Origin of the sequence: Gluconacetobacter entanii, assembly GCF_013155425.1 — a bacterium.
Lineage (GTDB): Bacteria > Pseudomonadota > Alphaproteobacteria > Acetobacterales > Acetobacteraceae > Novacetimonas > Novacetimonas entanii.
The window spans coordinates 1-13,216 of sequence record NZ_JABJWD010000073.1; the positions used below are offsets into that span (position 1 = coordinate 1).

Annotated in this window: 11 protein-coding genes; 8 read left to right on the forward strand and 3 right to left on the reverse strand. The window is 63.9% G+C overall.

Going from position 1 to position 13,216, the window contains the following annotated elements; genetic code table 11:
* Positions 1-57 precede the first annotated feature (57 nt).
* From HNH97_RS12845 to HNH97_RS12855, 3 genes are all read left to right on the forward strand, one after another.
* On the forward strand, positions 58-927 hold the full coding sequence (locus tag HNH97_RS12845) for a hemolysin family protein (RefSeq protein ID WP_244949446.1): 870 nt from the start codon (positions 58-60) through the stop codon (positions 925-927).
* A gap of 158 nt (positions 928-1,085) precedes the next feature.
* Complete coding sequence (locus HNH97_RS12850; protein WP_171791140.1) at positions 1,086-1,706, forward strand: thioredoxin domain-containing protein; 621 nt, start codon at positions 1,086-1,088, stop codon at positions 1,704-1,706.
* A gap of 24 nt (positions 1,707-1,730) precedes the next feature.
* A complete protein-coding gene (locus HNH97_RS12855; RefSeq protein WP_171791141.1) occupies positions 1,731-6,287 on the forward strand; it encodes an AAA family ATPase in 4,557 nt (1,518 codons plus the stop codon).
* A gap of 67 nt (positions 6,288-6,354) precedes the next feature.
* Here the strand turns inward: HNH97_RS12855 and HNH97_RS12860 are convergent, their stop codons facing one another.
* Positions 6,355-7,875: an acetyl-CoA hydrolase/transferase family protein gene (locus tag HNH97_RS12860; protein WP_171791142.1), complete on the reverse strand. Its 1,521-nt coding sequence runs from the start codon at positions 7,873-7,875 to the stop codon at positions 6,355-6,357.
* 101 nt (positions 7,876-7,976) lie between these two features.
* Positions 7,977-8,102, reverse strand: a complete 126-nt coding sequence (locus HNH97_RS18195) for a hypothetical protein (RefSeq protein WP_265176118.1) — start codon at positions 8,100-8,102, stop codon at positions 7,977-7,979.
* A 524-nt stretch (positions 8,103-8,626) separates the two neighbouring features.
* Here HNH97_RS18195 and HNH97_RS12865 point away from each other — a divergent pair.
* The 4 genes from HNH97_RS12865 to gltA all read left to right on the forward strand — a co-directional run bounded on the left by HNH97_RS12865 (position 8,627) and on the right by gltA (position 11,814).
* Positions 8,627-9,328, forward strand: a complete 702-nt coding sequence (locus HNH97_RS12865) for a metallophosphoesterase (RefSeq protein WP_171791202.1) — start codon at positions 8,627-8,629, stop codon at positions 9,326-9,328.
* Positions 9,329-9,406: 78 nt separating this feature from the next.
* Positions 9,407-9,742, forward strand: coding sequence for a chorismate mutase (locus tag HNH97_RS12870; RefSeq protein WP_110913858.1), 336 nt, complete (start codon positions 9,407-9,409; stop codon positions 9,740-9,742).
* Positions 9,743-9,752: 10 nt separating this feature from the next.
* The gene (locus HNH97_RS12875) at positions 9,753-10,304 is read left to right on the forward strand and encodes a SixA phosphatase family protein (RefSeq protein ID WP_110913859.1); all 552 of its coding nucleotides are present in this window, start codon (positions 9,753-9,755) and stop codon (positions 10,302-10,304) included.
* 211 nt (positions 10,305-10,515) lie between these two features.
* On the forward strand, positions 10,516-11,814 hold the full coding sequence (gltA, locus tag HNH97_RS12880) for a citrate synthase (protein WP_171791143.1): 1,299 nt from the start codon (positions 10,516-10,518) through the stop codon (positions 11,812-11,814).
* A gap of 158 nt (positions 11,815-11,972) precedes the next feature.
* Here gltA and HNH97_RS12885 read toward each other — a convergent pair whose 3' ends face one another.
* A complete protein-coding gene (locus HNH97_RS12885; protein WP_110913861.1) occupies positions 11,973-12,212 on the reverse strand; it encodes a hypothetical protein in 240 nt (79 codons plus the stop codon).
* A gap of 234 nt (positions 12,213-12,446) precedes the next feature.
* On the opposite strand from HNH97_RS12885, the gene HNH97_RS12890 reads away from it, so the two are divergent.
* Complete coding sequence (locus HNH97_RS12890) at positions 12,447-13,208, forward strand: orotate phosphoribosyltransferase (protein WP_110093757.1); 762 nt, start codon at positions 12,447-12,449, stop codon at positions 13,206-13,208.
* The last annotated feature ends 8 nt before the right edge of the window (positions 13,209-13,216 follow it).

Sequence of the window (13,216 nt, forward strand, 5' to 3'; positions counted from 1 at the left end):
CCTTCTCCCCCGGCCGAATCCGGTGCGGCCACGCCTGCCCCCCGGGGACGCGGTTTCCTGTCCCTGTTCGGGCGGCGGCGCAACAGCGACCAGGGCCTGCGGCATTCGATTGCGGCACTGGTCAAGGAAGCGGATGCGGCGGCCGATGACACGACGGAATCCCCATCCTCGGAACTTGACCGGCAGGAGCGTGCGCTGCTGGCCAATGTCCTGCGCCTGCGTGGCATCACCGCCGATGACGTGATGATCCCGCGCGCCGATATCGTGGCCATGCCCGCCTCCATCAGCCTGGATGAGGCACTGGCGATGATGCGGCGTGAAAACCATTCGCGCATGCCGGTCTATCGCGACCAGCTTGATGACATCGTGGGCATGATCCATGTGAAGGACCTCATCGCCTATCTTGGCACCAGCGAGGCCTTCAGTATCGAACCGCTGCTGCGCCAGCCCCTCATGGTGGCGCCACAACTGCCGGTGCTGGACCTGCTGTTGCAGATGCGGTTGCGGCATGTGCATCTCGCGCTTGTGATTGACGAATATGGCGGTATCGACGGGCTTGTCACCATCGAGGACCTGATCGAAACCATCGTGGGCGACATTTCCGACGAACATGACGAACCCACGGTGGCGATGCTGCAGGAACGCAATGACGGCACGTTCGACGTCGATGCGCGCCTGCCCATCGCACAGTTCGAACAGCGCACCGGCCCCATCCTGACGCAGGACGAGCGCGAGGCGGAAATCGAGACGGTGGGCGGCCTTGTCTTCCGGCTGGCGGGCCATGTGCCGACCCGGGGCGAGGTCGTGACGCATGAAAGCGGCACGGTCTTTCGCATCCTTGATGCGGATGCCCGCCATATCCGCAAACTGCGGGTCCGCCCGGTTGCCGATCCCGTGGCGGACCCGGTACCCGCGCCCCAGAAATAGGACATGCCCGTCGCGGCCGCATGACACGCAGGTGACGCCCGACATGCCGGTCAGCCCCGCTGGCGGTCATGGCCGGGCGTCATTGGCCTTGACGCACCCGTCCTTTGACAGTTCTTTGCGATATCACGATGCGTTTTCTTATCCGGAGGTCCGCTGCAATGCTTATCAAACGTCGCACACTGCTTGCTTCCGCCGCGCCTGCCCTGATGCTCGGCGCCGGGGTGGCTTCGCGCGCGCGGGCACAGGCGGCCGATCCGCGCCTTGCCATCCGCGCGCTGGGCAATCCGTCCGCCAAGGTGCATGTGGAGGAATGGTTCTCCCTGACCTGCACCCATTGCGCCCGCTTTTCGCAGGAAGTCTTTCCCGAGGTGCGCAGCAAGCTGATCGACACGGGGAAGGTCTATTACATCTTCTGTGATTTCCCGCTGGACCAAGTCGCGCTGTCGGCCGCGATGATCGCGCGCGCCCTGCCCGGCGACCGGTATGAGGCGTTCGTGCTGGCCCTGCTCGCCAGTCAGGACCGCTGGGCGTTTGGCAAGGATGTCAACCCGCAGGACGAACTGCGCAAGATGGCGGCGCTGGCGGGCATGTCGGCGGAGCAGTTCCAGCAGACGCTGGCCGATGACAAGCTGCGTCACGCCATCATGGACGAAGAAGACCGCGCGCAGGCCCAGTACAAGATCGACGGCACCCCGACGTTCCGTTTCAACGACAAGGAACAGGTCTCCCAGGAACTGACCTATGAGCAGTTCGCCCAGAAAGTCGATTCCCTTTCCTGATTTCCCAAGGCAGCCGGTTTCTTCATGACAGCACGTTTCGCCCGCCTTCGCATTGCCGGATTCAAGAGTTTTGCCGATCCGGCATCCATAGAAATCCTGCCGGGCCTGACGGGTATTGTCGGGCCCAATGGCTGTGGCAAGTCGAATGTGGTCGAGGCCCTGCGCTGGGCCATGGGGGAAACGTCCGCGCGGTCCCTGCGCGGGGGGGAAATGGATGACCTGATCTTCGCGGGCACCGCCGCACGCCCCGCGCGCAACACGGCGGAGGTCACGCTGTCACTGGAGGGCACGGCCGAGGTCGCCCCGCCCCCGTTCCAGGGGCAGGATGAACTGCAGGTCGTCCGGCGTGCCGAACGTGGCGCGGGAAGCGGGTATCGCATCAATGGCAAGGCCATGCGCGCGCGCGACGTACAGACCCTGTTTGCCGATCTGGCGTCGGGGGCGCGTTCGTCCGCGATGGTCAGCCAGGGGCGCGTCTCCGCCCTTGTGAATGCCCGTCCCGAAGAACGGCGCACCATTTTGGAAGAAGCCGCCGGCATCACCGGCCTGCATGGACGGCGGCATGAAGCGGAACTGAAATTACGCGCAACCGAGGCGAACCTTGAACGTGCGGAGGACCTGCGCCTTCAGCTTGAGGCACGCCTCGGCGACCTGCAGGCGCAGGCGACGCAGGCCGCGCGGTATCGGGAACTGTCGCAGGGACTGCGTGAGAGCGAAACCATGCTGCTTGCGCTGCTGCATGCGCGTGCGCGCAATGCGGTGACGCAGGCGCGCGACACCCTGCATGCCACCCGTCAGGCGCTGGTCGCGGCGGAACAGGCCGCCGAAGACGCCACCATCGCGCAGTTCGAGGCAACGCAGGCCCTGCCCGGACTGCGCACGCAGGCCGACACCCAGCGCAGCCTGCTGGAACGGCATCGCGTGATGGCGGAAAATATCGCAGCCGAGGTCGCCCGTGCCAACGCCGCCGTGGCGGAGGCGCAGGCCCGCCTGGAGCAGTGCCAGCAGGATCATGAAGCCGCCCTTGCACGTCAGGGCGACGCCCGGACCATGCTGGAACGGCTGGAGACGGAACGTGCGGACGCACAGGCCGCCCTTGACACCCTGCCCGAACGTCGGGCGCAGGCGCGTGAAGAACTCGCCCGGCTAGAGGCGCAGGCGCGCGATCAGGGCGAGGCCCTTGAAAAGGCGAGCGTTGCCGCGCGGGAAGCGCAGTTGCGCTTTGCCCAGATGGAAGAGGCCCGCACCGCCGCCAGCGAACGGCAGGCACAATTGCAGGCCCGCCATGACGAGATCGCGGCGGAGATTACGCGCCTGCGCGCGGAAATGCCCGACGCGGACATGCTGGCGGCCCTTGACGGCACGGTGGCGGAGGCGACGCAGGCCGCCCGGCAGGCCCGCGCCGAACTGGAAACGGCAACACAGTTTCAGTCCGACTGTGTGCTCAAGGCGAATATCGCACGCAACGAGGCGGCGGAGACCCGGCGCCAGCACGAGCAGGCCGCGCAGGAACTGGCGCAGGCGACCGCGCGGCTGGAAACCCTGCAACGCGATCATGCCGCGCTGAACAGGCGTGAGGCGGAGGCACGCGAACTGCTGGTGGCGCAGGACCGGCTGGCGGCGCTGGGGCACGATGTCACGACGTCCGAGGCCGCCTTTGACGCCGCGCGTGAGGCGCTTGAACGTGCGGAGGTCGTGCGCACCGAACTCGCGGCGACGGAAATGGAAGTCCGCGCCCGTGTGGAACAGGCCGCCACACGGCGCACCACGCTGGAGCAGGCGACCCGTGCCGCGCGTTCCGCCTGTGCACGCGCGGCGGCCCAACTGGCGTCGCTGGCGGAAGAAACCGCCCGGATCGAGCGTGAGGCCCTGCCCCCCGGCAAGCTGGAAGAAGCCATTGCGGCGCGCAAGGCGGCCGAGCAGGATCATGGCCGTGCGGAAGAAGCCCTGCAGGCGGCGGAACGGCGGATTGCCGAGAGCCGCACCGAAAGCGAGGCACAGGCCCGCCGTCTGGGTGAACTGACCGCCGCACTGACGGGCATGGACGCCGAAGCCGACGGACTGGCCAAGGCCCTTGCCGCCGATGGCGCGGCGCAGGACAGCGGTGCCCCCGATATCGCCACGCTGCTGCATATTCCCGAAGGACTGGAAACGGCCCTTGCCGTGGTGCTGGCGGAGGGGCTGGAAGCCTCGGTTTCGTCCGCGGCGGCGCGGCAGTGGCGCGATTTGCCCGCCCTTGACGTCCCCGCCTTTCCCGCAGGGGGCATCCGTCCCCTGCGGACCCTGATTGATGCGCCCGAAGCACTGGCGCGCGTGCTGGCGTTTGCCGGACTGCTTGACGATGGGGCGGATGGGGATGCGCTGCAGCGCCAGCTTGCACCCGGACAGTGCCTTGTGACCCGTGACGGGGCATTGTGGCGGTGGGATGGGTACCGGCTTGCCGGAAACCTGCCCAGCCGTGCGGCCCTGAAACTGCGCCAGATCAACCGCCTGCGTGACATTCGCGCCGAACTTGAACGGCTGCGCGCTGAACTTCCGGATCGCAGGCAGGCGGCCAGTGACGCACAATCCGCGCTGGATGCGGCCATGGCCGCGATGAAGGAAACCCGCGCCCGTCGGGCCGGTGTCGAGGAAAAGCTTGGTCAGTTGCGGCGGCAGGAATCGGAACTGGGACGGCAGGATGCGGCGGTGCGCGCGCGTCTGGATACGATTGCCGTGCAACTCGATACCGCACGCGCCGCCGATGCCGAGGCACGCCAGACGCTGGAGGCCGCGCAGCGCGAGGAAGCGGCCGAGCCTGCCCCCGCCCTGCTGCAGGCGGAACTTGAGCGTGCGGCGGCGGCAGCGGTTGCGGCCCGGCAGGAGGAAGCACAGGCCCGTCAGGCCCGCCAGGACACTCAGGCAAAGCTTGAATCGGCCCGGCGGGCCCTTAATGAAGCGGTCAACCGCCATGGCGAGGCGGAGACGCGGCTCCAGGCGATTACGCCCGCCCTTGCCCGCATGGCGCAGGACCTTGCACAGGCCGGGCAGGATCATGAACGGGCACAGGCCTATCAGGTCTCGCTCCCGCCGCCAGAACAGGCCGCAGCCATACTGGACGCCGCGCAGCAGGCGGCGGAAGCAGCCGCGCAACGCCTGTCCGCCGCACAGGACGGCCGGGATGCGACACAAAAGGCGCTTGAGGACGCAACGCAGGCCCGGACCGAGGCCGGGAACCGCCAGCATGAGATCCGCAGCATTCTCGACGCGCAGGAACCGCGCCTTGACGAGGTGACGCGCGAACTTGCCGCCATTTCCGAAACCTGCGCACGCATCGCCGCCGATCAGGCCGCCCTGCCCGACCGGGATGTGCTGGCCCGCGAACTCGAAGCATTGCGCGGGGCATCAGCGGCAACACGGCAGGCGGAGCAGGAACTGCGCGACCTGCTGGGACGTATCGAGACGGAACATGACGCCCTGACGCAGCGTATTTCCGCAGCCGTGGCTGGCCTGGCGGAATGGCGCGAACGGGTGGAGGCGACGCAGCGCGACGTGGCGGCCACGCAGGAACGCCTGCGTGTCGCGCAGGAAGATCATGCCCGCACGGCGCTGCAGCCCGAGGAAATCACATCGCGTAGCGAAGCCGTCACCACCGACCTGTCCACCGCGGAGGAGCGGCATAACCAGTCGGCGGAGGCGCTGAAGGCCGCGGAAAACAGGCTGGCCGAGGCGCAGGCTGCCCGTGAAAAGGCGGATGCCGCGATGATCAGCATGCGTGAGGATGTGCTGCGCGCGGAAGGCAGGCAGGAGCAGGCCGATGCCATCCTTGCCCAACTTCTTGCGGAATCGCAGCCGCCAGCCGGTGTCGTGCCGACCGACCTGAGCGAATCGGCCGAAGCCGGATTGCGTCGCAAGGTCGGCCGCCTTGTGCGTCAGCGCGATGAACTGGGGCCGGTGAACCTGCGTGCGGAGATCGAGGCCAACGAGGCGGGAGAGAAGATCAATACCATCATGACCGAACGCGCGGAGCTTGAATCCGCGATTGCCCGGCTGCGTGGGACGATCGGCAACCTCAACCGCGAGGGACGGGAGCGGCTGATGGCGGTCTTTTCGCAGATCGACCACCATTTCCAGTCCCTGTTTACGCGGATGTTCAATGGCGGGCGTGCGCATCTGGGCATGGTCGGCAATGACGATCCCCTGCAGGCGGGGCTTGAAATCTATGCCCAGCCGCCGGGCAAGAAACTGGCGACCCTGTCGCTGCTGTCCGGTGGGGAGCAGGCACTGACGGCGCTGTCGCTGATTTTCGCGGTGTTCCGCTGCAATCCCGCCCCGATCTGCGTGCTCGACGAAGTTGATGCGCCGCTTGATGACGCCAATGTCGGCCGGTTCTGCGGCCTGCTTGGCGATATGGTGGCGGAGGCCGGCACGCGGTTCCTGGTGGTCACCCATCATCAGTTGACGATGGCGCATATGGACCGATTGTATGGCGTGACCATGCAGGAACGCGGGGTCAGTCGCGTGCTGTCGATCGACCTGGAACGCGCCTCGGCCATGGTGGCGCAGGAGAATGCATCCCCCGCGCACGCCGTATCACCCTGACGCCGATAAAGACACGGCACAGGCCGTACCAGCCTGTCCCGCGGGACAGGCTGGCGGTTCGTTATGGTCAGGACGGAAGCATGGAGCCCGTTTCGATGAAGCGCTGGTGCCATGACAGGGCTTCGGTCAGCAGGTGCGGAGACTGCTGCCCGAACGACCCGGCGCGGGCGCGCTTGTAGTAATCCTGCAGCATCGGGCGATAGTCGGGATGCGCGCAGTTGGCGATGATGACTTCGGCGCGCTGCTTGGGCGACAGGCCACGCAGGTCGGCCAGCCCCTGTTCGGTCACCAGTACCTGCGAATCCTGCGTGATGTGATCGACATGCGACGCCATCGGCACGATTGCCGAAATCTTGCCGCCCTTGGCCGTCGAGGGCGTCATGAAGACGGAGATGTAGGCATTGCGGGCAAAGTCGCCCGAGCCGCCGATGCCGTTCTGGATCTTCGATCCCATGATCTGCGTGGAGTTCACGTTGCCATAGATGTCGGATTCGATCAGGCCGTTCATCGCGATACAGCCAAGGCGACGGATCAGGCCGGGATGGTTGCTGATGTCCTGCGGGCGCAGGATGATCTTCTTCTGGAACTCCCGCATGCGCGAATTCAGCGATTCCGCAGCCTCGGGGCTGAGCGAGAACGCGGTGGCCGAGGCGACGCGCATCTTGCCCGTTTCCAGCATGCCCAGCATGCCGTCCTGGATCACCTCGGTGAACGCGGTCAGGTTTTCGAACGGTCCTTCCTCCAGTCCGCCCATCACGGCGTTGGCGACATTGCCCACGCCCGACTGCAGCGGCAGCAGCGACTGCGGCAGGCGGCCGCGCGCGACTTCGTGGCGGAAGAATTCCATCAGGTGTCCGGCAATGGCCTTGGCCGAGGCATCGGGCGGGCTGAACGGCGCATTGCGGTCGGGCGCGTGGGTTTCGACAATGGCCACGATCTTGGCCGGGTCCACCCGCAGCGACGTCTCCCCGATGCGTTCGTCGGGCCGGATCAGGGGGATGGGCTGGCGGTGCGGCGGCAGCGCGGTGCCGGTCCAGATGTCATGCATCCCCTCAAGCGCGCTGTCCTGCCAGCTATTGACCTCGATGATGACCTGTTTCGCGGTGTCGAGCCATGTCTTGGAGTTGCCGACCGAGGAGGACGGCACGATGCTGCCGTCCTCGCGGATGGCGGTGGCCTCGATGATCGCGGTGTCGATCTCGCCAAAGAAGCCGGCCCATGCCATCGGCGCGACATGGCTGAGATGCATGTCGAGATATTCGGTCTCGCCCTTGTTGATGCGCGCGCGCAGCGTCGGGTCGGAGTTGTAGGGCATGCGGAAGGAGATGCCGTTGACCTTGGCCAGCGCACCGTCGAGTTCCGGCCCGGTGGAGGCACCCGTCAGCAGGCGGATACGGAAATCGTTACCCTTGGCATGTTCGCCTTCCATCAGGGCGGCCAGCGCCTCGGGGACCGCCTTGGGATAGCCTGCGCCGGTAAAGCCGCTGGTGCCGACCGTCATGCCGGGCTTGATGAACGACGCAGCCTGTTCTGCGGTCGTGATCTTTGCCCGGAGCGCCGTATTCCGGATTCGGGTGTGGTCGATCATGAACTTTCCCTCAAAGTCTTTTTTTGTGTGCGCCAGCGCATCTGCTGCACCGGGCCGGTTGTCGTTGGTGATGCCCCCCGTGCGGTCCGGGGCGGTTTACGTTACGCCCCTGTCGCGCGTGGACCATCCGATGCGCCCTCCCCCTGCCGACCCTGACGGCCGATCCGTGCCGTGACGTTTTCCCTTACAGGATTGTTACGGTGCAGGCGATATGGGGGAATGTGCATCGTTTTCCCTCCTGACATCTGTTCTCCGTCTCGGGGCGGGCGTCACAACAAAAGCGTGTGACAGTTGCGTCGCGCCTGCATCACCGGCTTCACGATTGCTCTAGCGGCGGATCTGGATATGATTATGTGCAATGTGACCATGTGATTTTCGCATGACCCGGGCATCCGGGGCATTATCTATTGTCGATGCGCAACATCGTGGAGACGTCAAGGCAAGCCATCCCTGTGTTTGTGGGTAGTGCAAGGATCGTTATCCTGATGGATAATAGCCCAGATATGCGCATCTCTGGTGCGTCTGCTCTGCTATGGTTCGGTCAGGAAGCGGCGATGGGCCGTCATTCATGTTTCAGGGAGAGGATTTTCGTTTGAGACGTCGATTACCCTCCCGTTCCCCACAGGCCTTGACGGGTGATGTTGCATCCTCCCCCGGTTTCTCCCCCCGCGTGCCGGGTGTGCCCACGGGTGCCGATCCGGTGGGGGAAACCCGCCATCCGCTGGCCCCCGACAATGATGCCATTGCCCGGATGATCGGTGGGCGGCGCATCCGTATCGTGGGGGATGTGCATGGTGACCTGCATGCTTTCCGGCATGCGGCGGCAACGGACCGGTTCCTGATACAGTTGGGGGATCTGGTGGATTACGGCCCCGACAGCGTGGGGACGTTCCGGCTGATGCAGCAACTGATCGATGAACGCCGCGGGCTGTTCGTTCTGGGCAACCATGACCGCAAGCTCGCCCGTGCCCTGTACGGGCGCAAGATGCGGCGTGATCCTCCCCTGATGGAGACCCTTGCGCAGTTTCTGGCGCCCGAAAATGAGGATGTGCGGGTGCGCGCGATCGATGACCTGTCGATGGCGCCCGCATGGATCGTGCTGGGGAAATATGTCTTCGTGCATGGGGGATTCCATGTGCGCATGCTGGACGAGGCCCCGCCCCCCGGCCTTGGCACGGTCACCCCCCTCCTTTCCCGCGCGCTGTTCGGGGAGACGACCGGCCGGATGCAGAAGGACGGATATCCCGAACGGCGCCTGAACTGGGTGGATCACATTCCTGCGGGCTATACCGTCTATTGCGGTCATGACCGGCGTTCGACGGACGGGCGCCCCTGGGTGCGCACCGGTCGCGCCGGGGGCACGGCGATCTTTACGGATACCGGCGCGGGCAAGGGCGGGCATCTGGCATGGATCGACCTGCCGGGGATCGACCCGACCGTCCCCCGGTCCTGACGGACCCGTCATACAGACCTGCTTTTACCCTGCGTTTGCTGGTATTCTACTGGTATTTTACTGGGAGCCTGGACCTACATGAATGAAACACCCGTGACCGCCGTGCCGGACGAGGCGCGCGATGCCCTGCTGGAACTGCGTCGCAGCATCGACAACATTGATGCGGCGCTGGTTTACCTGCTGGCGGAACGTTTTCGCCATACGCAGGCCGTGGGACGCCTGAAGGCGCGTTACCAGATGCCCCCTGCGGACACGGCGCGCGAAGCCCAGCAGGTCGAACGCCTGCGCGCCCTGGCCCGCAGCGCGAACCTTGATCCCGATTTTGCGGAAAAATTCCTCGCCTTCATCATTAAGGAAGTCATCCGGCATCACGAGGCCATCGCCCGTCATGCCGATGACAGGCCCCAGACCTGAAATCCCGGGGATGTCAGATCTTGATGAAGGCTGGCGGCGGGCCTCCCACCGGCTTGTACTGATGCGCCATGCGCAGGCGCAGCCTGCGGCCTTTGGTGATTTCGCAATGGATGCCGATCTCAGGCGTCCCCTGAGCGCGCAGGGGCGTCGGTCTGCACGCCAGCGGGGCCGTGACCTGCACGGGATCGGGTTCGTTCCCGACCTGGCACTGATCAGCCCTTCCCTGCGCACGCGGGAGACATGGGCGGAAATGGGATCATTTTTCGGAGATCGCGCGCCCGATGTCCAATATGTGAACGCACTTTACGAAACCTCTGCGGAGCATATCCGTGATGTGCTGTGGGAGGTGGATGAAAAATACTGTAATATCATCGTCTTATCTCACAATCCGGGTATTGGAAACCTGGTCGTGGAACTGGCGGGACGCGCGGGTTCGGGCAGTCTTCCCCCCGCACTGTCGCTTGGCTTCCCCCCTGCCGCAATGGCGTGCTTTTTCAGCGCAATTCCGTGGAATAATAACTGGAATTCCGAAATGAAACTGTATCGCGCCATGTGTGACTGATGCTTGCGCGGCATGGCTGCCCCGGATTGCCATGGATGCCATTTCGTCCTTATCTCGGTTTCAACGCCCGCCATGATCCGCATTGGACGGGTGGGCACATAAAACGTGGGCAGGCACGAAACTGTCGCCAGAACGGCAGGCTGCCCCAAGGTTGGAGACACGTTTCGCCATACCGCGACAGCGACGGCGGACGACCAGGAGGAAGTGTTTGATGAGCGAGTCAGGAAAAACCGCGACTATCTCGCTAGGCGAAACGAGCGCAACGCTGCCGGTTCTGTCCGGCACGCTGGGCCCGGATGTTGTTGATATCCGCAAGCTGCCTGCGCAGGCTGGCGTATTCACCTTTGATCCGGGCTATGGCGAGACGGCGTCGTGCACCAGCAAGATCACGTTTATCGACGGTGAAAAGGGCATCCTGCTGCATCGGGGATATCCCATTGCGCAACTGGCGGAAAAAGCCACGTTCATGGAGGTCGCCTATCTCCTGCTCAATGGCGAACTGCCGGACCAGAAGGCTTATGACACCTTCGTGACGGATATCAAGCACCATACCCTGCTGCATGAACAGATCCGCAATTTCTTCAACGGGTTCCGTCGCGACGCGCATCCGATGGCGATCCTGTGTGGCACGGTGGGCGCACTGTCGTCCTTCTATCATGACGGGATCGACATCTCGAACGCGGCAAGCCGCAACCTGTCGGCCATGCGCATCATTGCGAAGATCCCGACCATTGCCGCATGGGCCTATCGCTATACGCAGGGTGATACGTTCATCTATCCGCGCAATGACCTGTCCTATGCGGAAAACTTCCTGTCCATGATGTTCGCGGTTCCCAGCGAGCCGTACAAGATCAATCCGGTGCTGGCCCGCGCCATGGACCGTATCCTGATCCTGCATGCGGACCATGAACAGAATGCCTCGACCTCGACGGTGCGCCTTGCGGGATCCACGGGGGCCAACCCGTTTGCCTGCATCTCCGCCGGTATTGCGGCATTGTGGGGACCCGCGCATGGTGGCGCGAACGAAGCCGTGCTGAAGATGCTGGCCTCGATCGGTCACAAGGACAACATCCCCGACTTCATCGCCAAGGTGAAGGACAAGAGCAGCGGCGTGCGCCTGATGGGCTTTGGCCATCGCGTCTACAAGAACTTCGATCCGCGCGCCAAGATCATGCAGGCCACCTGCCACGAGGTCCTGAGCGAACTGGGTATCAAGGACGATCCGCTGCTCGACCTTGCGATCGAACTCGAAAAGATCGCGATCAGCGATGAATATTTCGTCAAGCGCAGCCTGTATCCGAATGTCGATTTCTATTCCGGCATCATCCTCAAGGCCATGGGCATCCCGACCAGCATGTTCACGGTGCTGTTCGCCGTGGCGCGCACCACCGGCTGGATCAGCCAGTGGAAGGAAATGATCGAGGAACCGGGCCAGCGCATCGGTCGCCCGCGCCAGCTTTATATCGGCTCCCCGCAGCGCGATTTCACGCCCATTTCCGAACGTCCCTGATCCCTGCCCTTTCCCCGGCCCGTCGGGTCGGGGAAAACAGGCACGGGCCGCATTTGGGCCAATGAAAACGGGCCTCTTTCATATATGAAAGAGGCCCGTTCGCATGTGTGGAGACCTGTCTGGCGGCATGCATGCCGCCAGACAGGTGCTGGCCGTGTTCAGGCGCAGTCGCACCCGGCCGTCGGACCGGCCTTGTGATGGACGACATGATGGTCAATCCATTCGGAAACCAGACGCCGTGCCTCGTTCAGCGATGCCTCGGGATGGTGAATGCGATACAGCGTTGTGCAGGCATGAAAGGCGGAAACATCGGTTGTCCCCACCTGACGCAGTTCCTGGTACGCGGTAACAACGGCCCGTTCGCAGTTGCGAACGATATGGCTTGTTTCAGAACCCACGATAAGACACCACCCGAAAATGAGAATTATTATTAACTAGGTGAAGTCTAGTCGATAACCTGCACTGAAATCAAGAAAACACTTGTAACCATTTCTCAAATTCATGTTTTTTCAGGGAAAACGTATCTCCGCAGCACAATGTTGCGCCCGCCTGCTCTAATTATGGATTTTCGGCGCTTTTCCCGGTAAGCGTCATTTCAACATTTCATCATCCCTCATCTGGAGTCAGGTTAGATGCACGACGCAACAGGAAATGGCGCTGGTCTTTCAACCGGTTCAACCGCATGGGATCGGGATGCCGCGCTGACGACCGCGCGTCTCCTGCTGGAAATCAAGGCGGTCAATTTCCGTCCCGATGAACCCTACACCCTGACCTCGGGCTGGAAATCGCCAGTTTATATCGACTGTCGCCGGATCATTTTCTTTCCCCGCGCACGCCAGAAGATCATGGAACTGGGCGTGGAGAAGATCGGCCGCCATGTCGGTTACGAAAGCATCGATGCCGTGGTCGGCGGGGAAACGGCGGGGATTCCCTTTGCCGCATGGATTGCCGACCGGATGATGGCGCCGATGGCCTATGTCCGCAAGAAGCCCAAGGGCTTTGGCCGCAACGCCCAGATCGAGGGCGATGTGCCGGAGAACATGCGTACCCTGCTGGTGGAGGACCTGACGACGGATGGGTCGTCCAAGGTGCAGTTCGCGCAGGCCCTGCGTGACGCGGGTGCGATCGTGAACCACACGTTTGTTGTGTTCTTTTATGGCGTCTTCCCCGGCGCGTACCAGACGCTGGCGGACATGGACATCACGCTGCATGCCCTGTGCACATGGTGGGATATCCTTGAGGCCTGCTCTGGCAAGCCGTATTTCTCCGAAAAGGACGCGAACGAGGTGCGCCGCTTCCTTGAAAATCCCTGCGCATGGTCGGCCAAGCATGGTGGCGTCGCCAGCGCGGAGGAGGCTCTGGCCCGCAAGCTTGCCGCCGCCAAGGGCGCCTGATTCCAGAT

Bases quoted from the DNA above. Each gene is read 5' to 3' on its own strand.
- HNH97_RS12870 (WP_110913858.1), top strand. From the start codon at position 9,407: ATGAATGAAACACCCGTGACCGCCGTGCCGGACGAGGCGCGCGATGCC.
- HNH97_RS12875 (WP_110913859.1), top strand. From the start codon at position 9,753: ATGTCAGATCTTGATGAAGGCTGGCGGCGGGCCTCCCACCGGCTTGTA.
- HNH97_RS12850 (WP_171791140.1), top strand. From the start codon at position 1,086: ATGCTTATCAAACGTCGCACACTGCTTGCTTCCGCCGCGCCTGCCCTG.
- gltA (WP_171791143.1), top strand. From the start codon at position 10,516: ATGAGCGAGTCAGGAAAAACCGCGACTATCTCGCTAGGCGAAACGAGC.
- HNH97_RS12890 (WP_110093757.1), top strand. From the start codon at position 12,447: ATGCACGACGCAACAGGAAATGGCGCTGGTCTTTCAACCGGTTCAACC.
- HNH97_RS12860 (WP_171791142.1), bottom strand. From the start codon at position 7,875: ATGATCGACCACACCCGAATCCGGAATACGGCGCTCCGGGCAAAGATC.
- HNH97_RS12865 (WP_171791202.1), top strand. From the start codon at position 8,627: ATGATCGGTGGGCGGCGCATCCGTATCGTGGGGGATGTGCATGGTGAC.
- HNH97_RS18195 (WP_265176118.1), bottom strand. From the start codon at position 8,102: ATGCACATTCCCCCATATCGCCTGCACCGTAACAATCCTGTAAGGGAA.
- HNH97_RS12855 (WP_171791141.1), top strand. From the start codon at position 1,731: ATGACAGCACGTTTCGCCCGCCTTCGCATTGCCGGATTCAAGAGTTTT.